Origin of the sequence: Stenotrophomonas sp. ZAC14D2_NAIMI4_6 (genome assembly GCF_003086875.1) — a bacterium.
GTDB lineage: Bacteria > Pseudomonadota > Gammaproteobacteria > Xanthomonadales > Xanthomonadaceae > Stenotrophomonas.
Genome location: NZ_CP025996.1, coordinates 123,220 through 143,127 on the forward strand (window position 1 = coordinate 123,220; position 19,908 = coordinate 143,127).

At 69.4% G+C, this 19,908-nt stretch carries 16 protein-coding genes; 5 read left to right on the plus strand and 11 right to left on the minus strand.

Features of this window, described 5'->3' with window-relative positions:
• Nucleotides 1-146: 146 nt before the first annotated feature.
• From C1933_RS00485 to C1933_RS00495, 3 genes are all read left to right on the plus strand, one after another.
• Entirely contained in the window at nucleotides 147-1,253 is a 1,107-nt protein-coding gene (locus tag C1933_RS00485) for an SDR family oxidoreductase (RefSeq protein WP_108751748.1), read from the plus strand.
• Between the two features lie 163 nt (nucleotides 1,254-1,416).
• Nucleotides 1,417-1,803, plus strand: coding sequence for a BlaI/MecI/CopY family transcriptional regulator (locus C1933_RS00490; protein ID WP_108751749.1), 387 nt, complete (start codon nucleotides 1,417-1,419; stop codon nucleotides 1,801-1,803).
• 3 nt (nucleotides 1,804-1,806) lie between these two features.
• On the plus strand, nucleotides 1,807-3,705 hold the full coding sequence (locus C1933_RS00495; protein ID WP_108751750.1) for a M56 family metallopeptidase: 1,899 nt from the start codon (nucleotides 1,807-1,809) through the stop codon (nucleotides 3,703-3,705).
• 72 nt (nucleotides 3,706-3,777) lie between these two features.
• On the opposite strand, the gene C1933_RS00500 is transcribed toward C1933_RS00495, so the two are convergent.
• From C1933_RS00500 to C1933_RS00510, 3 genes are all read right to left on the minus strand, one after another.
• On the minus strand, nucleotides 3,778-4,101 hold the full coding sequence (locus C1933_RS00500) for an I78 family peptidase inhibitor (protein ID WP_108751751.1): 324 nt from the start codon (nucleotides 4,099-4,101) through the stop codon (nucleotides 3,778-3,780).
• Between the two features lie 85 nt (nucleotides 4,102-4,186).
• Nucleotides 4,187-5,209: a ribonuclease H-like domain-containing protein gene (locus C1933_RS00505; protein ID WP_108751752.1), complete on the minus strand. Its 1,023-nt coding sequence runs from the start codon at nucleotides 5,207-5,209 to the stop codon at nucleotides 4,187-4,189.
• Entirely contained in the window at nucleotides 5,206-7,695 is a 2,490-nt protein-coding gene (locus tag C1933_RS00510; protein WP_108751753.1) for a DEAD/DEAH box helicase, read from the minus strand. The genes C1933_RS00505 and C1933_RS00510 overlap by 4 nt, the downstream gene beginning before the upstream one ends.
• A 236-nt stretch (nucleotides 7,696-7,931) precedes the next feature.
• Between C1933_RS00510 and C1933_RS00515 the strand changes: the two genes are divergently transcribed.
• Nucleotides 7,932-8,426, plus strand: coding sequence for a hypothetical protein (locus tag C1933_RS00515; protein WP_108751754.1), 495 nt, complete (start codon nucleotides 7,932-7,934; stop codon nucleotides 8,424-8,426).
• Nucleotides 8,427-8,463: 37 nt separating this feature from the next.
• Nucleotides 8,464-9,138 carry a hypothetical protein gene (locus C1933_RS00520; protein WP_108751755.1) on the plus strand — a complete coding sequence of 225 codons (675 nt, stop codon included), beginning with the start codon at nucleotides 8,464-8,466 and terminating at the stop codon, nucleotides 9,136-9,138.
• Between the two features lie 103 nt (nucleotides 9,139-9,241).
• On the opposite strand, the gene C1933_RS00525 is transcribed toward C1933_RS00520, so the two are convergent.
• Genes C1933_RS00525 through C1933_RS00560 form a run of 8 tightly spaced genes read right to left on the minus strand, consistent with a single transcriptional unit; the run spans nucleotide 9,242 to nucleotide 19,901 of the window.
• Nucleotides 9,242-11,050, minus strand: coding sequence for a hypothetical protein (locus C1933_RS00525; protein ID WP_108751756.1), 1,809 nt, complete (start codon nucleotides 11,048-11,050; stop codon nucleotides 9,242-9,244).
• The gene (locus tag C1933_RS00530; protein ID WP_108751757.1) at nucleotides 11,047-13,188 is read right to left on the minus strand and encodes a hypothetical protein; all 2,142 of its coding nucleotides are present in this window, start codon (nucleotides 13,186-13,188) and stop codon (nucleotides 11,047-11,049) included. The genes C1933_RS00525 and C1933_RS00530 overlap by 4 nt, the downstream gene beginning before the upstream one ends.
• On the minus strand, nucleotides 13,185-14,306 hold the full coding sequence (locus C1933_RS00535; RefSeq protein WP_108751758.1) for a BatA domain-containing protein: 1,122 nt from the start codon (nucleotides 14,304-14,306) through the stop codon (nucleotides 13,185-13,187). The genes C1933_RS00530 and C1933_RS00535 overlap by 4 nt, the downstream gene beginning before the upstream one ends.
• Nucleotides 14,303-15,199 (minus strand): DUF58 domain-containing protein, encoded by an 897-nt coding sequence (locus tag C1933_RS00540; RefSeq protein WP_108751759.1) that lies wholly within the window; start codon nucleotides 15,197-15,199, stop codon nucleotides 14,303-14,305. The genes C1933_RS00535 and C1933_RS00540 overlap by 4 nt, the downstream gene beginning before the upstream one ends.
• Nucleotides 15,200-15,206: 7 nt before the next feature.
• The gene (locus C1933_RS00545; protein ID WP_108751760.1) at nucleotides 15,207-16,190 is read right to left on the minus strand and encodes a MoxR family ATPase; all 984 of its coding nucleotides are present in this window, start codon (nucleotides 16,188-16,190) and stop codon (nucleotides 15,207-15,209) included.
• 13 nt (nucleotides 16,191-16,203) lie between these two features.
• The gene (locus tag C1933_RS00550) at nucleotides 16,204-16,911 is read right to left on the minus strand and encodes a DUF4159 domain-containing protein (protein ID WP_108751761.1); all 708 of its coding nucleotides are present in this window, start codon (nucleotides 16,909-16,911) and stop codon (nucleotides 16,204-16,206) included.
• Nucleotides 16,911-18,245 (minus strand): TldD/PmbA family protein, encoded by a 1,335-nt coding sequence (locus C1933_RS00555; protein ID WP_108751762.1) that lies wholly within the window; start codon nucleotides 18,243-18,245, stop codon nucleotides 16,911-16,913. Before C1933_RS00555 ends, C1933_RS00550 begins: the two co-directional genes overlap by 1 nt.
• 21 nt (nucleotides 18,246-18,266) lie before the next feature.
• On the minus strand, nucleotides 18,267-19,901 hold the full coding sequence (locus C1933_RS00560; RefSeq protein WP_108751763.1) for a TldD/PmbA family protein: 1,635 nt from the start codon (nucleotides 19,899-19,901) through the stop codon (nucleotides 18,267-18,269).
• Between the last annotated feature and the right edge of the window lie 7 nt (nucleotides 19,902-19,908).

Below are 19,908 nucleotides of genomic sequence, written 5' to 3' on the forward strand. Positions count from 1 at the left end.
GTGGCGGAATGAAGCCGTGCACGCGATGGATACAACGCACTCACTGCGCCCAACAGCCCCGTAGGGACACTGCACGAGCGGCGCCCGCCGCCCCCGGTAGCGCCGGCCTTTGGCTGGCGGCCCCTTTCCCTCCCGAGGAGACCCGCATGGCCACGACCAAGACATTGCCCGCCCGCCGCAAGGCATCGCCCAAAGTGCGCAAAGGCAGCACCGCGACGAAGCCGGTTGCCGACAGCGATCGCCCGCGCGTGGTGAAGACCGCCACCCGCAAGGCCGCCGCCAGCGATCCGCGTGCGGCCCGCGTGGCGTCGCGGCAGCGGCGGCTGCAGGACCAGGAGAAAGCCAAGGAGGCGCGCGCCACCAAGAAGGCGGCGAAGAAGACGGCCACCCAGGCCGGCACGCGCAAGCAGCCGGAAACCATGCCGGCCCAGCATCTGCCCAAGCCCGGCCACGAACATGCGCTGGAGTTGGCGCCGCGCTTCCTCGCCCCCGACTACGTGGGCAGCGGCAAGCTGCAGGGCATGCGCGCGATCATCACCGGTGGTGACTCCGGCATCGGTCGCGCGGTGGCGGTGCTGTTTGCCCGCGAGGGCGCCGATGTGGCGGTGCTGCATCTGGACGAGGCCGAGGATGCGGACATCACCCGCCAGCATGTGGAACGCGAAGGCGGTCGCTGCGTGGTGATCGCCGGCGACGTGCGCGATCCGCGCTTCTGCAACAAGGCGGTGAAGCAGGTGGCCAAGGCCTTCGGCGGCATCGATATCCTGGTCAACAACGCCGCGTTCCAGCTGCATTGCCAGCGTCTGGAAGACCTGGAAGACGCCCACCTGCAGGAGACCCTGCAGACCAATATCGGCGGTTACATCCAGATGGCGCGCGCGGTGCTGCCGCACCTGGGCGAAGGCGCCAGCATCATCAACACCGGCTCGGAAACGGGCATCTTCGGCAGCAAGGCCTTGATCGACTATTCGGCCACCAAGGGCGCGATCCATGCCTTCACCAAGGCGCTGGCCAGCCAACTGCTGCCACGCGGTATCCGGGTGAACTGCGTGGCGCCGGGGCCGGTATGGACGCCGCTGAACCCGGCCGACAAGCAGGCGCAGGACGTGGCTGAATTCGGCAAGGACAGCGACATGGGTCGGCCCGCACAGCCGGAAGAGCTGTCGCCGGCTTATGTGTTCCTGGCCTCGCCCGCGTGCGCCAGCTATATCAGCGGCGCGATCCTGCCGGTGATGGGCGGGCCGCGCGGCTAGCGAAGAGCAACGTTGAGGCATGGGGTCAGATCCCTTTCGCAAGCGAAAGGGATCTGACCCCGCTCACTCCCCCTACCGTTCGTCGGCCCATGACTTCCGGGGGGTTGACTACATCTGTCGTCACGCCGACAGTAACTACACGTGTAGTCAATGGAGTGGTGTCATGCGCGGCAAGACCATCGGGGACCAGGAACTGGCCCTGCTGCAGTACATCGATGAACATGCGCCGGCCAGTGTCGGCGAGGTCGCCAGTGGCTATGGCGAGGCCCGCGGGCTGGCCCGTTCCACCGTGCTGACCATGATGGAGCGCCTGCGGGCGAAGGGGTATCTTCAGCGCCAGCAGCAGGACGGTGTCTACCGCTACCAGGCCACCCGTGGCCCGGAAAGCGTGCTGCAGGGCGCGGTGGCCCAGTTCGTCGACAACACCCTGCAGGGTTCGGTGTCGCCGTTCGTGGCCTATCTGTCGCAGCGCCAGCAGGTCAGTGACAACGAACTGGCCGAGCTGGAAGCGCTGGTCGCCGAACTTCAATCGCGTCGCCACGAGGGCTGAGCCATGGATACCACGATGCTGATCGCGTTGCTGGAACGGCTGGGATGGACCAGCCTGCAGACTGCCCTGCTGGTGGGGCTGGTGTATCTGGTGTGCAAGCGGCTGCCGTCGCTGTCGGCGGCCACGCGCTGCCGCCTGTGGTGGCTGGTGTCGCTGCAGGCCGTGTTCGGCCTGGCCTGGAGCCAACCGCTGCAGCTGCCCTGGCTGCCGGCTCCTGCTGAGGTGGCGATGACCACCACCGATCTGGCCGCCGATGCGATCTACCCGCTTGCGCCCGAAGCGTCGGCGCAGCTGCTGGCCGCCGCGCCGATCGACCAGACCCACGACATCGCCGCGTCCATCGGTACGGGCGCATCGCCGCTGGCCGTGTGGGCACTGGCGCTGGCCGCGCTGTGGTTGTCCGGCGTGCTGCTGATGGCATGGCGTACCTTCGGTGAATGGCGGCAGTGCCGCGCGCTGCTGGCCGCCGCGCACCCCTGCGAAGACGCCGCCCTGGTGCAGGCGCTGCAACTGGCGGCCGATGCCCATGGCGTGCGCCGTGCACCACGCCTGTGGATGAGCGCGCAGGTGGACGCACCGCAGCTGGTCGGGCCGCTGCGCCCGGTGCTGCTGCTGCCCGCCGGTGCCAACGCGCTGCAGGGCGATGCGCTGGACCTGGCGCTGACCCACGAACTGCAGCACCTGCAGCGCCGTGACCTGCAATGGGGGCTGCTGCCGGCCCTGGCGCAGCACCTGTTCTTCTTCCATCCGCTGCTGCGCATGGCCGTGCGCGAATATGCCCAGGCCCGCGAGGAAGCGGTGGATGCGGCGGTGGTCGGCCAGCACGGTGCCAGCCGCCACGCCTATGGCCGCCTGCTGCTGCAGCTGGGCGTAGCACCGGCACCGCATCTGGGCGTGGCCAGTGCCGCGCCCAGCACCACCAGCCTGAAGCGCCGCCTGCTTTCGCTCCAACCGCGCCGGTCCTGCCCGCGTGTGCTGGCGGCCGCGCTGACCACCCTGGTACTGGCGCTGAGCGTGGCGCCGATGCAGCTGGTGGCCGCCCCGGTGCCGCCGGCACCGCCCGCCCCGCCGTCGCCGCCGGCTGCGGTAGTGGCGCCCGCTGCACCGAAGGCGCCTGCCGCCCCGGCGCGCGCACTGCCCGCCGTGCCGGCACCGCCGTCCGCTCCCGCCGCGCCGCCCGCCCCGCCGGCCCCGCCGCTCGATGAGGACGATGACGACAGCTTCACCACGGTCGGCCAGCTGCACCTGGGCAACGACATGGAACGTGGCCACGTGTTGATCGACCACGGCCGCAGCTACGCCAGCGCCACCATCGACGACATCAAGCAGGCCCGCCGCGATGTCGGCCGCGAGGGCCCGGTGCTGTGGTTCCGCGAGGGCAACAAGCGCTACGCCGTGCGTGACCCGGCGCTGATCCAGCCGCTGCAGCGCGTCTACGCGCAGTCGGCGGAAGTGGGCCGGCAGCAAGGTGAACTGGGCCGCGAGCAGGGCGCGCTGGGGCGCCAACAGGGCGAGCTGGGCCGCAAGCAGGCGGTGCATGCACGGGAAATCGCCCGCGTGGCGACGCAGGCGGCCAGCAAGGCCGTGCGCGCCACCGACATCAACCGTGAGGCTGCGGCCGAGGCGGCAAGGGCGACACGCGGTGTGACCGACGATGCTGCGATTGCCCGCGCGGCCGATGCCGAAGTGCGTCGTGCAATGCAGGACCTGCAGGACACACACAGCCGCGACATCAGCGAGCTGGCCGATCAGCAGGCCCAGCTGGGCCTGCGCCAGTCCGCGCTGGGCAGCCAGCAGGCCGAACTGGGGGAACGCCAGGCCCAGCTGCAGGCGCAGGCCACCGCGCAGGTGAAGCAGGTGATCGCCCGCGCGATGGCCAGCGGCAAGGCACAGCAGCTGTAGGACCGCTTCGCTCGCCGGGCATGGCCCGGCGCTACCGGATCGATCGCGTCCGGTAGCGCTGGCGCGATTACATCAACCGCAGCTGGCGCGCTCGATCCTGTTCTGCGCGTCCACCTGCACGGTGACCCGGTCCTGGCGGAAGTCCATGGTGACCGCCATGCCCGGCTTCACCACCCGCGCGTTGCGCGCGCCGCTGTCGGCCACCAGCTTCTTGATGGTGGCCTCATCGGCGGTCTTGCCGGTGAATGCCTCCAGCGTGTCGGGACGGCACTCCTGCGGGCCATCGGACACCTTGGCCGGCAGGCTGCCGGTATCGGCGGTGCTGCTGCCGCCGGCATGGCTGCAGGCAGCCAAAGGCAGGATGGCGGCCAGCAGCAACAGGGAAGAAGATCGCATGGGCACGACTCCGCAGGATGGAATAACCGGCAGTGTCGCCGCTGCGCGTGTCAGCTGTGTCAACGCTGCCTGAATCCGCGCCGCGCTACTGCCCGACCAGCGCCAGCGTCTCGCGCTCGCGCTGTTCCTCGCGCACCAGCCGCTGCAGCAGCAGGGCCAGGGTCACCACGTCCTGGTGGTTGTGGTCGGCCACCCGGCGCAGGTTCAGCGCGTCGCCACCGCGCAGGTAGCGCAGCCACGCACCGGGTGCCTCCGAACCCGGCAGATCATCCTCGCGTACCACCCGCAGCAGCTGGCGTTCGATGGTGGACAGCTTGCAGTTTTCCCAGCTGCCGCGATAACGGCGGCGCGTGGGGTAGAGCAGGTCCACATGGTCCAGCGCGCTGATCGGATCGCGCTGCCGGGCCAGCCGGTAGCGTGCCTTCAGCAGCGGTGCGTCGTAGCTGCGGCCGTTGTAGCTGCAGAACACCGTGGACGGGTGCAGCCAGCCGGCGAACGTGGCCAGCATGGCCTCTTCGGCGGCCATCGTGGACATCAGCAGCTGGCGGATGCGCAGGCCTTCGCCGCGCTGCGGGCAGGCATGCCAGTCCGCGGCGCCGATCATGAAGGCGCGGGTGCCGGTGCCGCCGGCCAGGCCGGTGGTTTCGGTATCGAAGAACAGCAGGTCGCGTGCGGCCACGTACTGGCCATCGCGGCGGGCGAAGTCCAAGGACAGCGGCTGCGCCGGAATCGGCTGTGGCTGCAGCGATTCGATCAGGAACAGGCCCGGCGCGATTTCCTCGCCGGGCAGCTGCCGATCCTGCGCGCTGGCGCGTGCCGGTGCCGGACCGCCGCGTGTGCGCAGGCCAAGCAGGCGATGCAGGCTGCCCACGTCCGGCCGCCGCAGCGGTGCAGCGGCCGCCGCCGGCGCAGCGGCACCGGTCGGTTTGTGGCGGATTTCCTGTTCCACCCAGGCGAACACCGAGCGTTCGGCGGGCGGTTGCCGTGCATCGTTGGCGGCCACCGGGGGCGGTGCTGCCGGCGGCGGCTCGGGAACGGCCGGCGCACTGGCTTTCGGGTCACCGGCCTGTCTGCGCAGCAGGCGCAGTTTGTCCAGGCTCAGGCTCACGGCGCCAGCAGCTCCATCGGGTCGCGCGTGGTCACCACCACATCCGGCACGTGCTGGCAGGCGTGTGCATCGAACAGGTCAAGCACGCGCAGTGCCAGCGCACGCGGCGAGGTTTCGTCCTCTTCCTGCGCGGCCAGCACCGGGCCCACGCAGGCCGGGCAGCCGGCCTTGCAGTCGCAGCGCTGCACCAGTTCACGCGCGCGCTGCACCAGCTCGGCCTGGCGCTGCCACAGCGGCTCACTCAGGCCGACGCCGCCAGGGAAGTTGTCGTACAGGTACACGGTGGGCACGAATTCCTGCAGCAGTTCCACCACGCCGGGATCGCCATTGCTGCCGCGCAGCTGGCCACGGCCACTCTGGTCGGCAATCGCGAACCAGGCACCATCGCCATTGCCGACCGACTTCTGCAGATCGCGCGCGTCGGCCATCACCGCCACGGTGGCGACGATGTGCAGCGCATAGGCCGCGCCGAGGAAACCATCCAGCGCATCCTGCTTGCTGGCGAAGGCGCGCAGCAGCAGCGCCTGCGGCAGCTGCCACCACACCGCCGTGGTGTGCAGTTCCTGGTCGGGCAGGTTCACCGGCCCGTAGCCGATGTTCTCGTGGGTGTAATAGCGGATCTTCTTGTAGCCAGCCACGCGGCGCACCACGTGAACTTCGCCATGGTGTGAATCGCCACGACCAGCCACGCCACCGTCGAAGCGGTCCAGCACCTTGAGCTTGGTGAAGTCGATGCTGTCGGTGTAGTAGTCCACGTGGGTGCGGGTGACGTAGGCCTTGCGGCCTTCCCAGTCCAGCGTTTCCACCTGGTACGGGGTGGACTGCACCATGTGGATGGCGCCTTCGTACAGGGTGAGCGCGGCGGCGGAGTAATCCACTTCGGCGATGATCTGCTGGCGGCCATCGCTGCGGTCGACCACCACGAAGTTGCCATCGGCCACCGCGCGCAGACTGACCGCGTTGGCCGGATAGCTGTCGGCGATCCATTCCCAGCGCTCGCCTTCGCGGTGGATGACCTCGGTTTCGGCCAGCGCTTCCAGGAACACTTCCGGATCGATCGGGCCGAAGCCATCGCCGACCCGGAACGGCAGTTCGAAGGCGGCACAGCGGATGTGGTCGAACAGGATCAGTGGCTGGTCCGGCGCGATGCGCGCGTGCTCGGGCGAGGCCTCGGCAAAGAAGTCCGGATGGCGCACCACGTACTGGTCCAGCGGCTGCGAGCTGGCCACCATCACCCCCAGTGCGGGCTGCTGGCGGCGACCGGCGCGGCCGAAGCGCTGCCAGGTGGCGGCCACGCTGCCGGGGTAGCCATTGAGGATCACCACGTCCAGGCTGCCGATATCCACGCCCAGTTCCAGCGCCGAAGTGCTTACGATGCCGTCGATGTTGCCGGCACGCATGGCCCGCTCGGTCTCGCGGCGCTCGGTGGGCAGGTAGCCGCCGCGGTAGGCGCGGATGCGTGGCGGCTTGCGCGGGTCGTGGTCGAAGATGTCCTTCAGGTACTTGGTCAGCACTTCCACCATCAGCCGGGTCTGCGCGAACACCAGGGTCTTCAGCCCGGACTTGATCGCGATGCGGGCGATGCGGTTGCTCTGCGACCGTGCCGAGGCCCGCAGGCCAAGGTCGGGGTTGATGACCGGCGGGTTCCACAGCAGCACCTGCTTGGGCCCGCTGGGCGCACCCGATTCGGTGATGGCGGTGACCGGGGCTTCGATGAGCGCTTCGGCATGCGCCTGCGGATTGCCGATGGTGGCCGAGCATAGGATGAACTGCGGTTGCACGCCGTAGAACGCGCAGATGCGCTTGAGCCGGCGCAGCACGTTGGTCACGTGGCTGCCGAACACACCGCGGTAGGTGTGCACTTCGTCGATGACGATGTAGCGCAGGTTCTCGAAGAACTGCGCCCACTTGGTGTGGTGCGGCAGGATGGCCTGGTGCAGCATGTCCGGGTTGGACACCACGATGTCGCCGTGCAGGCGGATAGCCTGGCGCGCATCGCCGGGGGTGTCGCCGTCGAAGGTGAAGGCCTTCACGCCCAGGTCGCCGGCGCGGTTGAGTTCCAGCAGCTCGGCTACCTGGTCCTGGGCCAGTGCCTTGGTCGGGAACAGGTACAGCGCCTTGGCCTTGTCCTGCATGGCCGCGCTGACCACCGGCAGGGTGTAGCACAGCGACTTGCCGCTGGCGGTGGGGGTGACGATGGCCACGTGTTCGCCGCGCTGGCTGGCATTCCACGCTTCGGCCTGGTGGCTGTACAGCTGCTCGATGCCGCGCGCCTTCAGCGCGGCGGCCAGGGCCGGCGGCACCGACTCGGGAATGGGCGCGTAGCGGCCCTCGCGGCCGGGAATGGCGAAGCTGCCGGTAATGCGGTCGTGGTAGCGGCGCTGCAGGCGGGCGCTGAGCAGCGCGCCATCGCGCGCCGGAAGGCCATCGCGGGTGGCGAGCTTCTGCTCGGCATCGGCAGTGCGCTTGGCGAGTTCGTAGGCCATGGTGAGCGGGGTGACGGTTTGCGAGGGGTCACATGGCACCACAGATGGGTCTCAGGGTGTGAGACCGCGGGCCGGGATGCAGTAAACCATTCAGTGCCGGGGCCCCGCAGCCGCTGTCTTCCAGCCCAGCGCAGCGCGCCTGGAAGCGCGCCTGACACTGAACGCCTGCACGGCTCGCCAACAAAATCTGAAGCCGCCATGCGTATGCTCGCAGACTGGACACATCCGACAGGGCAATGGCTGTGGCACGACGGACACTGCAGGGAGCACTTCTGGCCGGCATGATGCTGGCCGTCACCGCGCATGCGCAGCAGCTGCCTGCGCCGCCGGCCGAGACCAACGTGCAGGCAACGCCAGCACCCGCATCCGCACCGACGCAGGACAGCGTGACCACGCTGGGTGAAGTTCGTGCCTTGAAGCCGGAAGACGACCAGCCGCTGGATCTGTACCGCTTCAAGAACCCGGTGAAGTTCGGCGACAACCGTTTCAGCCGCGATTGGCAGGAACCGCCTACGCCCGAGCAGGTCAGCCTTGGCGGGGGTTACATCATGATGGGCGTGGTCAAGGGTGTGCTCGCCGCAGGCCGCGGTCTTAACAAGCTGACCGGTGGGCCGGACCAGATCCAGTCGGCCATTGCACGGCCACCGCCGGAACTGAGTGCCGACCAGCAGCGGCGCGCATTGCAGTTCTGCCAGCAGCAGGACGGCTGCGGCGCACCGCCACAGGACTAGGCGCTATCCTGCGGTCTTTCTTTCCGAGGCTGCCTGGATGCTGCTGCGTTCCCTTTTCCTGATTGCCCTGTGCGGCCCGTCGTTGGCGCTGGCCAGCGAACTGGCAGACGACGGTTCATGCCGCAATGGTGCCTTCCCTTCGCAACAGTCCGACTTTGCCGTGGCCACCGTGGTGGGTACGCCGCGTCTGTACCTGCTGCGCGACCTGGACGGCTGCCCGGAAAAGGGTGAGGCCGTGTGCCGCCAGCGCAGCTACGTGGTCAGCGGCGATACGGTGGTGACTGGCCGCGACCTGGGCTCGTACCGCTGCGCGTTCTTCCCCAACAAGGTGGGCGGCAGCGCGGGGTGGGTGGACCGCAGCAAGCTGCAGCCTGTGCCGCAGTTGACGCCGACCCTGCAGGGATGGGCGGGTGACTGGAAGGACGGCGACAACGGCCTGCAGATCCGCGTACGTGGCAGCCAGTTGCAGGTGGAAGGCGATGCCTACTGGCCGTCGGCCAATCCGTCGCTGGAAGAGCGGCCGGGTGGGCCGCACATCGGTGCGGTAAACGCGTCGGCTACGCCGCGCGGAAGCCAGGTTGATTTCGTCGAGGATACCTGCAGCGTGCACGCGCAGCTGCTGGGCGATGTGCTGGTGGTGTCGGACAACAGCGAATGTGGCGGCATGAACGTGCGCTTCGACGGGGTGTACCGGCGTGCGGGCAAACGCTGAGGGATCCGACCCCGGTAGATCCACGCCATGCGTGGATGCTGTCTGCGATCCGCGTGATGGGGTCAGAGCCCTTTCGCACGCGAAAGGGATCCGACCCCGGCGTTCATCTACGCCGTTCAAGCCACCACAGCTGCGAAGCGCACAGCACGAACGCCAGCCACCATGGCCAACGCGGGCCGGCCACCGGCTGCATCGCCTGCGCGCTGACCGGCACGGTGGTTGCCAGCGCCTGCGTCGTTGCATCGATCATCGCCTGGCGGTGCAGGACGGCGGCGTCCTTCGTGTCGAACACATAGCGCCATACCGCCGCGTCGCCATGCTGCAGCCGCTGCCAGCCTGCTTCACGCGGCCACCAGCCAGCGCAGCGCTGCGACGCTGTGGCGGCGTCAACGACCAGTGGCACGCCTGCATCCTTTGCATCGAAGGCCTGCAGCGGTGCCTGCACGCCGCACAGGGCAACGCGCTCGCCCAGCCAGGCCTGCGGCTGCGGTGACCAGAGCGCGTCGCCGTTACGCTGCGCGCGGGCCACGCTGGCCAGCACCGTGCTCCACAGTTCGCCGTGGCGATCATCGCGACCGGCCAGCACCCAGCGCCACGTGTCGGTGAGCGGCAGCAGGCCGATACGGCCTTTGCCGACGCTGCGCCAGCTGCCGATCGGCGCGCCGGTCTGGTCGTGCAGCAGTGCATTGCTGCCGGGCGACTGCAGATCCAGTGCTTCCAGCGCGGGCAGTGCGGCCGTGTGCGAGCTGCGGTCGGCGGCTTCGCCGTCGGCGCTGGGCAGTGTGCCGGCGGCCAGCGGACCCCGGCGCGCGGCCAGCATCGCGCTGTCGCCATCGCCGGGCAGTGCAACGGCATGGCTGCCGCCATCACCCTGCACCGGCAAGCCGAGATCGCGCAGGCGCTGCCGTGCGCTGGCCGACGGCGCGCCGCCACTACGGACCAGCACGCCCAGCCCGTCGCGCAGGGCCTGGCGCAGCACGGACACCTGCCCGGCACCCAACGCTGCCAGGCTGCGTTCGTCCAGCAGCAACAGATCGCTGCGCGCCAGGCTGGCGGCGTCCAGCGGCACCGCACCGTCACCCACGCTGAGGCCGGCGCCGGTGTCGGCCTGGACCTGTACCTGCAGGCCGGCATCGGTGGCCCAGCGGCGCAGGTACTTCAGCTCCGGCCCCGGCGCGCTGGCGCGCACCCGCAGGCGCAGCGGCGGCGCCGCAACGGTCTGCTGCGGCACCGGCACGCTGTCCAGCACATGGGCCTGCGCATCCAGCAGGCGCAGATGGAACACGCTGCGGCCGGGCGCGCGGGCGATGCCGCTGAGGCGCACGCGACCATCGGCGCCCAACGTCGCTCGATCAACCACGGTGTCGGCCGGGTCCAACAGTTCGGCGCGTCCGCCGGTGACGCCGCGCGCCTGGGCATGCACCTCGAAACGGGCACCGGGCGCCGCATCGGCCGTGGGCTGCAGCGCGATCCAGCCACGCGGCGCAGGAGATGCCTGCCACGTCACGCTCGCTGGCAGCACGGCATCGCGATCGCGGGCTGCCAGCCCGGCACCGACCAGCGTGAGCGTGGCGGCAGGGTGCCTGCGCAGCGCGGTGGCCAGGTCGGGCACACGTTGGCCACCCACTACGTCGGGCGCCTCCGGCAACAGCAGCACTGGACCGTCACTGGCCGGCACGGCACCCGCGGCGGCGGCGTCTGCACTGAGCACGACCAGACCGCCCGCGGGCTGCTGCGCGCTGGGCGGCAACAGGCAGAAGTACAGCAGCACGGCGGCAATCGCCTGAAGGCCCAGCCGCACCGCGCGCCGGCCGCGATGCGCGGTGGGCGTGCGCAGCTGCAGCAGGCTGGCCACGACCACGATGACGGCCAGGGCGACGGCCAGCCACAGGTTCAACGCGGCGGCCGTCATGGCAGCGCCTCCAGTGCATCCAGATACTGCTGGCCCATCGCATCGGTGGCCGTGCGCAGCATCACCTGCGGCAGCGGGCGCTGCAGGGCGCGCCACAGCTGCGCACGCAGGCGCTGGCGGCAGTCCTTGCAGCCTGGCTCGATACGCAGTTGCTCGATGGCGGCGGCCAGGTCCAGTGCATCGGGCAGGAAAGCGGCATTGCGCTGCTGCCAGCTTGCCAGTGCATCCAGGTCGGCGGTGCCATCACCATCACCCAGCCGCTGCCAGGCCTCGACGATGGCCGGGTCCGGTGGCGTGCGTGGCGCCAACGGCAGTTCACGGCTGGCCAGCCCGGCGCGGTCACCGCCCAGGCGGCGGCTCTCATCAATGGGCGGCAGCTCCGGCCCCACGCGGGCCAGGTAGATGCGCTCGGCCTGCTGCACCTGCTTGATGAAACCCAGCGCCTTGTAGGCGAAGGGCAGTGCCTGCTCGGGGCGGCCCTGGCGCAGCTCGCCTTCGGCCGACCACATCTGGTCCAGCGCGGCCTTCAACGTGGCTCGCGTCTGTGGGTCCAGCAGGGTGGCCGCTTCGGCGTGGTCGTGGGTGTGGCCGTATTCGGAAAGCACGTCGGTGGAACTGCCGAATACCGGCGGCGTATCGGCGCTGCTGGCGGTGCCGCCGTGATCATGGTCATGATCGTCGCCGTGGTCGTCGTGATCGTGCGCGTCGGCGCTGGGCGCATCGCTGGTGGGCAGATCGCTGGTCGGCGGCGGCTTCGCTGCGCCTTCGCTCTCCTCGCCCAGGAACTGGCCGTAACGCAGGCGCAGGATGCGCTGGTCCACGCCGATGGCATCGCTGCGCGTCACGAACGCGTCGGCAGCGAGGGCACGCCGCTGCCGGATCAATGCTTCGGCATCGATGATGATCTGCCGCTGGCTGCGGAAGTAGGCCGGCAGGGTCTTCTTGATGCGGCCTTCCAGTTCGGCGGTGAGTGCCACCTCCGCACTCGGCAGGCGCAGGATCACGCTGCTGCTGCGCGCGGTCTGCGGCCGGGGGGCATGGTTGTCGCGGACCTCCAGCTGCGCGATCACATCGCCGCCGGGCTGCGCGCCCAGTGCGGCCAGATCCAGCGTGTGGGCGAAGCGCCGCGCGCTGGCTTCGCCGGTGCCGGTCAGCGCCACGCGGCGTGTTGCGAAGGTGATGTTCTCGCCACTGCCCTGGGTGGTGGTGATCGACAACATTGCCCCCGCAGCGACGCCATAGTCATCGCTGGCTTCGAAGCGCAGCGTCCACTGGCGTTGCCCGGGCGTGCCCAGCACCAGGCTGGATGCCGGTTCCAGCACGCGCACGCTGGGGGCCCGGTCGGCCACTACGTCCAGCCGGTGCAGGCGGGTTTCGGCCAGCGCCGGTTCGCTCACCACGCGGTACAGCACGGGCGCACGCGCAACGTCCTGCGCCAGCCAGTGGCCGTCCTGCTCGCGCAGCGGCAATTGCCGGCCATCGTGGAACTGCAGCCAGGCCCTGGTCGGGGCGCGATCAAAGCGCAGTGACCAGGACAGCCGGCTGTCGGCGGCGACCTTGGCATCCAGGGCATTCTGGGTGAGGGTCGGTTGCCCCGTGTAGGCCGGCGCGTCCACGCGCAGGCGAGTGGACTGCAGGTGCAGCGGTCCTGCGGGCGTCTGCCGGCCCGCTGCCGGCGCGTGCGCAGGCTGCGACGGTGTGCCCGCACGCGGCCAGCCCAGTGCCAGCAGCGCGATGGCCAGGCCGCCCAGCCAGCACAGCAGCAGCGCGCCGCGCGGCCAGCGCGGACGCAGCTCCGGCATTGCCCGTTCCAGGGTGGCCAGCACGTGCGTGCGCTGGCGCTGCTGCAGCGGATTGAGCGTGGCGGCATCGGCAAACAGCAGGTCGGCGCTGTCTTCGCTGCTGCCGCTGCTGTCGAGTTGCCGCTGCAGCCACTGCCGGTCCAGCCGACGGGCATGCGCGGTGGCCAGTGCCGCGCAGGCGAGCAGACCGACCGTGGCGACCACGCAGGCCATGTCGAACCCGCCCAGGCGCAGGGCCAACGTGGCGGCGGCCAACGCCCCGGGCAGTCCCAGCAGCAGGGTGATGAGCGCGCGTCGGCGTCGGGCGCGGCGCCATGCGAGTTGAGGTGTCTTCATGCCGTCGTCCTGCGCCGCGCGCTGCTGGCCATGCAGCGCTCCAGCGCGAACAGCAGCACGATGGCCAGCAACAGCCACGCGGTGGGCTCGAGCACTGGCGCTGTGGCGGCCGGCAGTGCCGCGCGCTGTGGCGCCTGGTCCAGGGCATTTCCCAGCCGCGGAGGCACCGGTGGCTGCAGCGCCAGCAGCAGGGCACGCGCCAAGTGCGGATCGCGCAGTGCCTGGGTCTTGGCGACATCCCAGTCAGCGGGCAGCGACAGCAGACGGCCGCGGCCGACGCGCTGCTGCCAGAGCAGGGGGGCACCACTGGCGTCGCGCAGCAGCACACTGGCGTTCGCGGCGGGCTTGGCGGCAGTCAGCACCTGGCCGCCGTCGCCCAGCCACGCCTGCCAGCGGGCGGGCAGTGCCTCGCCCCGGGTCCATACGGCGGTTTCGCCGCGCGCGGGCAGGGCATCGACAGGCAACGCATCCGGCGCTGCCTGCACGCCCCACGCGCGCTGCAGTGCGTTCACCCAGTGCTGCGCCGCCCTGGGCGCATCGGCCTGCACGCGCAGCCGCGGTGGCGCTGCTTCCGCCTGCTCCGTGGCGACTGCGAGCGGATGCGCATGCCATTGCACGTCGCGTGACAGCTGCACCCGTGCGCCATCCAGGCCGGGCAACGGATCGGGCACGTGCACGATCAACGCGGTGCCTGCAGAAAGCTGCGCGTCCAGTTCGCGCAGCAGGCTGGGCAGGGTGGCGCTGGCGGGCACCGGAGCTTGTTCGATGGCCGGGAAGCCGGGCGCCAGCCAATGCCAGGTCGCAGCGTCGGCGCCACCCCGCAAGGCGCCCGCATCCAGCCCCGGGGCGACCACGGTCCAGGCGGCGGGCACCGGCGCAGGGCCGGTCAGCGCAGGCCTTGCCAGAAGCAATGCCAGCGCAGCCAGCAACAGCAAGCGCACCAGCAGCAACGGCCAGTCATCGAAACGGATGCGCTGGCGCGGGCGGATCTGCGCGCGCAACCAGCGCAGGGCCGCGAAATCCAGCGGCGTGTAGGGATGGCGGCGGGCCAGGTGGATCAGCAGCGGCAGCAGCCAGGCAGCCAGTGCGGCCAGGCCCAGCGGGAACAGCAGGTTCATGCGCTGCCCCGGCGGCCGAACAGGGCCTGCAGTGGCTGGTCCAGCGGTTGGTCGAGCCAGCCGGTGGCGCTGGCGATGCCGCTGGCCTGCAGGCGTGACTGCAGGGCGGTGCGTGCGGCAGCGAAGCGCTGCAGGTAATCGCTGCGGATTGCCGCGCCATCGCCCAGCAGTTCGTCGCCGGTTTCCGGATCGCGGAAGCGATGGCCAGCATCGAACGGGAAGTCGCGTTCGTCGGCGGTCAGGATCTGCAGCAGCATCACCTCGCGGCGCGCGCCGGCCAGTTGTTCCAGCAAGGCGATACCGGCTTCGTCGAAGCCGTCGCCGATGGCCAGCAGCAGATCGCCGGGGCGCACGCGCTCCCACAGCGGCCGCAGGCGCTCAGCCACCGGCCACGCGCCGCGGGCCTGCAGGGCATGCAGCTGCAGATGGATGCGATCGCGCTGGCGTGCACCGCTGGCGGCCGGCACCAGTTGCAGGCCATCGCCGTTGATTGCCAGCAGGCCGAAGCGGTCGCCTTGCTGCAGGGCCAGTTCCAGCACACACGCGGCAACGCCGCGCATGTGGTCCAGGCGCGTGCGCTGCGGTGCTGCACGGTCGGCCTGGCCGGCCGAGGCGGTGGCGTCCAGCAGCAGCCAGACGGTGATCGGGCTTTCGCGTTCGGATTCGCGCACGAAGAAGCGGTCGGAGCGGGCGTACAGCTTCCAGTCGATCTGGCGCAGCGCGTCGCCCGGCTCATAGGCGCGGTACTGGGCAAACTCCAGGCCGGCACCGCGGCTGCGGCTGGCGTGCTGGCCGATGCCGCTTGCCCCGCTGGCGAAGCGCGGCGACAGCCGCAACGTGCGCAGGCGCGCACGCAGGTCTGGCGGCAGGGTCAGCGGGATGGCGGCGCTCACGCGGCAATCAACCGGGGAACGGTACGGCCTGCAGCAGCGCTGCAACCACGTCGTCGGCGCGCTTCTGCTCGGCTTCGGCGGCGAAGGACAGCAGCAGGCGATGGCGCATGACCGGTGCGGCCAGCGCCTGCACGTCCTCGCGCGTGGCGGCGAAACGGCCCTGCAGCAGTGCGCGGGCCTTGGCTGCCAGCACCAGTGACTGCCCGGCACGCGGGCCGGCGCCCCACTTCACCCACTGGTTGATGGCCGCCGGCGCACCGTCGCCGGGGCGGCTGGCGCGTACCAGGCGGGTGATCCAGGCCAGCACGTCGGGGCTCACGTGGACCTGGCGCACGGCGGCCTGCAGGGCGATCACCGCCTCGGCGTCCATCACTTTCGGTACCGCTGCGTTGGCGCCGCCGGTGGTCTGCTCCAGGATCTGCCGTTCCTCGTCTTCGCTGGGATAGTCCACCAGCACGTGCAGCAGGAAGCGGTCCAGCTGTGCTTCGGGCAGCGGGTAGGTGCCGGCCTGCTCGATCGGGTTCTGCGTGGCCAGCACGAAGAACGGCGCGGGCAGCGCATAGGTCGTTCCCGCGTAACTGACCGTGCGTTCCTGCATGGCCTCCAGCAGCGCCGCCTGGGTCTTGGGCGGGGTGCGGTTGAGCTCGTCGGCCAGCAGCAGGTTCGTGAAGATCGGGCCCTGCTGGAAGCGGAAATGACGATGGCCGGTGCCGTGGTCTTCCTCCAGCAGTTCGGTGCCGAGGATGTCGCTGGGCATCAGGTCGGGGGTGAACTGCACGCGCCGGAACTGCAGTTCCAAAGCCTGCCCCAGCGAGCGCACCAGCAGGGTCTTGCCCAGCCCGGGCGCGCCTTCCAGCAGGCAGTGGCCGCCGGCCAGCAGGCCGATCAGCAGTTGCTCGACCACCGCGTTCTGGCCCACCACGGCATGGGCCAGGGCATCGCGCAGTGCATGCAGGCGCGGCAGCAGGGAATCGAGGTCGGGCTGGGTCATGGCGGTGTTCCGATCAGTTGTTCAGTGCGTACATCACGATGTTGACGCCGAAGCGGGTGTTGTCTTCGGCCAGGAAGCGCTTGTTGCGCCAGTCGTAGTCCCACTCGCAGCCGTAATCCTTGTTGCTGTAGAGCACGCCCAGGCGGCCATCGACCTCGATGCCCTTCAGGTAGTCGTGCACCAGGTCGTCGCCCCAGCCGTTCAGTTCGAAGCTGGTAGCGGGTGGGCCTTCGGGGAAACGGAAGAAACTGCGGTACAGCGCGTGGTTGTTGGGCAGCTTCTGCAGTGCCTTCGGCCCGAACAGGCGCGCCATCTGCGCTTCGAACGAGGTGGCGAACAGGCCGTCGATGTCATGGTTGCAGTCATCGACGAAGACGAAGCCGCCGTTGCGCACGTAGCGCACGAAGTTCTGCCGTTCGGCGGCGTTGAACTCCACCAGGGTGTGGCCGGCCAGATAGCAGAAGGGGGCTTCCAGCATGCGTGGATCGGCCAGGGCCACTACGTGTTCCTGCGGGTCCACGCGCAACGAGGTGTAGTCGATCAAGGACGTAATGAGGTTGGACGGCATGCGCGCGTCCACGTCCCAATCGCCGGAATCGTACTGCAGGCGGGTGAACCAGAAGTCGTAGCGGGAACTGCGCGGGCCCGCCTGCGCCCACGCTGGCAGCGCCGCCGCCGAAGCGGCAGCGGCCAACCAGCGCAGGCAGGCCCGGCGATCCATCAGACCGCGTCGGACAACGACGTGAAGGTGAAGTCGCGCAGCTTCATCGGCGGGATCATCATCACGAAGCTGGATTCATCACCGGCCACGCGCACCGGCTTGCCCAGCTCTTCGATGTTGTTGAGCATGATGACCGGCGATTCGTTGAAGCGGAAATTCTTCACCGGGTGCTTGATCTGGCCGTTCTCGATGTAGAAGGTGCCGTCGCGGGTGAGGCCGGTCAGCAGCACGGTCTGCGGGTCGACCATGCGGATGTACCAGGTGCGGGTGACCAGGATGCCCTTCTGGGTGCCGCGCACCAGATCGGCGGTGCTCTTCTCGCCGCCGCTCATCAGCAGGTTGCCCGGCGTGGCCTTGGCGGTCTTGCCCTGCTTCTGCGCCCAGAAGCGCGAGTAGTCCAGGTTGGCTACCTTGCCGTTCTCGATGATGGCCATGCGCTCGCGCGGCATGCCTTCGCCATCCCACGGCAGCACCGGCGCTTCCGGGTGCCAGGGGTCGGCGTACATGCTCACGCGCGGGTCGTACACCTGCTCGCCCAGCTTGTTGCCGCCGCCCTTCTTCGACAGGAAGCTGCGGCCTTCGTCGGCCGAGCGGGCGCTGAAGAAATTCATCATGAAGCTGATCAGTCCCGCCGCCGCTGCCGGTTCCAGGATGACCGTGTACTTGCCCGGTTCCAGCGCCTTGGCCTCGGCCGATTCGGTGGCCTTGCGCATGGCGATGCGGATGTCCTGCTCGGCCTTGAAGTCGGCGGCGTCCTTCAGGTTGCGGCCGACCCAGCCCGAACCGCGGCCGTCTTCGGTGCGCACGGTGCAGGTGTAGTCGAAGCTGGTGGTGCGCTGGTAGCCGAAGTTGCCATTGCTGTTGGCCGTGGCATAGAAGCCCTGGCCATCTTCCAGGAAGCCGGCGGCGATCAGGCCGTTGCCACGGCAAGGGGCGATCGAATCGGCTGCGACCTTGGCCCGGAAGGCCGGGTCGATGGCCGCAGTGGACTCGCTGAAGGTCGGGCTGGAGCGGTAGCTCTGCTTGCCGATGGCCGGCATGAATTCCGGGTTTTCCGGGGCCAGGCGGGCCAGGTCTTCGGCGCGGCGCACCACGCGTTCCAACGCGGCATCGTCGAACTCGTTGATCGAGGCCGTGCCCACACGCTTGCCGAAGGCCACGGTGACGGCCAGTTCGGTGTTGTCGACAATGCCGCTGGTGGACACGTTGTTCAGCGCGAAACGGATGTTGCCGTTGAGCGAGCCGACCAGGACGGCGCTGCATTCATCGGCCTTGGACAGGGCGATGACCTTGTCGAGGATGGCCTTGGCCTGGGCTTCGGTGAAGATACTCATGGTGTAAGGGCTCCTGACCGGTCAGCCGAGGCTGCGTGCGGTGTTGATGACGTTGATGCCGTTGAAGCGCGCGGTGGACGAACCGTGCGAGACCGCCGAAACCTGGCCTGGCTGGCCCTTGCCGTCGAAGAACGAACCGCCCAGGCGGTAGTCGCGCTCGTCGGCCACGGCGGTGCAGGCGTTCCAGAACTCCGGCGTGCGGATCTGGTAGGCCACGTCTTCCAGCATGCGGGTGATCTGCCCGTTCTTGATCTCGTAGAACAACTGGCCACCGAACTGCGCGTTGTAGCGCTGCTGGTCGATCGAGAACGAACCGTCACCGATGATGTAGATGCCGTTCTCCACGTCCTTGATCATGTCGGCCACGCTGAGCGGGGTCTTGCCCGGTGCCATCGACACGTTGGCCATGCGCTGGAACTGCACGCTGGACCAGGAATCGGCATAGCAGCAGCCGTCCGATTCGGTCTTGCCCAGGATATGGGCCTGGTCGCGGATGGTCTGGTAGTCCACCAGCTTGCCGTTGCTGATCAGGTCCCAGCGCTTGCACTTCACGCCTTCATCGTCATAGGCAACCGCGCCCAGGCTGCCCGGCTGGGTCTTGTCGGCGAAGATGTTCACCTGCTCGCTGCCGTACTGGAAGTGCTGTTCGCGCTTGTCCAGGGTGGCGAAGCTGGTGCCGGCGTAGTTGGCTTCGTAGCCAAGCACGCGGTCCAGTTCCAGCGGGTGGCCGATCGATTCGTGGATGGTCAGCCAGGTGTGCGACGGGTCGAGGACCAGGTCGTACTTGCCGGGCTTCACCGACGGCGCCTTCAGCTTCTCCTGCGCCTGCTTGGCGGCCGCGATGGCGTCTTCCTTCATGTCGTAGGAGGAGCCGTAGTTCACCACGCCGTTGGGGGTGAGCACCTTGCCGGCGGCGGCGCCGTCCAGGTACTCGTAGCCCAGGCCCATCGGTGCGGACAGGCCTTCGCGGGTGCGGAACTTGCCGCTGGCCTTGTCGATGGCGGTGATCGTCATCGGTGCCCAGATGCGGTGCACGTCCTGGTCGATGTAGGAACCATCGGTGGAGGCAAAGTACTTCTGCTCGTTGACCAGGAACAGCATCGAGTTGACGAAGCTGGCACCGGCGCCCATCGCGGCCGCGTTGACGTCCAGCAGCAGGTCGACCTTTTCCTTGATCGGCACCTCCATGGCGTTCTTGCGGATCGGCGTCTTCCAACTCACCTCGCCCACGCCCGGTGCCTTGGCCAGCTGCACCGGTGCGGTCTGCACGCCGGCGTTGGCCTTGGCAATCGCGGCGGCCTGCTGCGCGGCGCGGGCCACGTCGGCGGTGCCCAGCGCATTGGTGGCGGCAAAGCCCCAGGCACCGTTGACGATCACGCGGATGCCCACGCCGGTGGACTCGGTGTTCACCACGTTCTGCACCTTGTCCTCGCGGGTGATCACGAACTGCCGCAGGTAGCGGCCGATGCGCACGTCGCAGTAGGTGGCGCCGGCGCTGCGCGCGGCCTGCAGGGCGGCGTCGGCCAGGCGCTTCTTCAGCGCCGGGTCCAGGCTGGACTGCAGCTGCTCGGCGGCAATGGCCTTGCCGAAGAACGAGGGCACGATCAGGCCGCCCGCGGTAAGCCCGGTCAGGGCCAGGAAGTCACGTCTTTGCAAGGCTGCT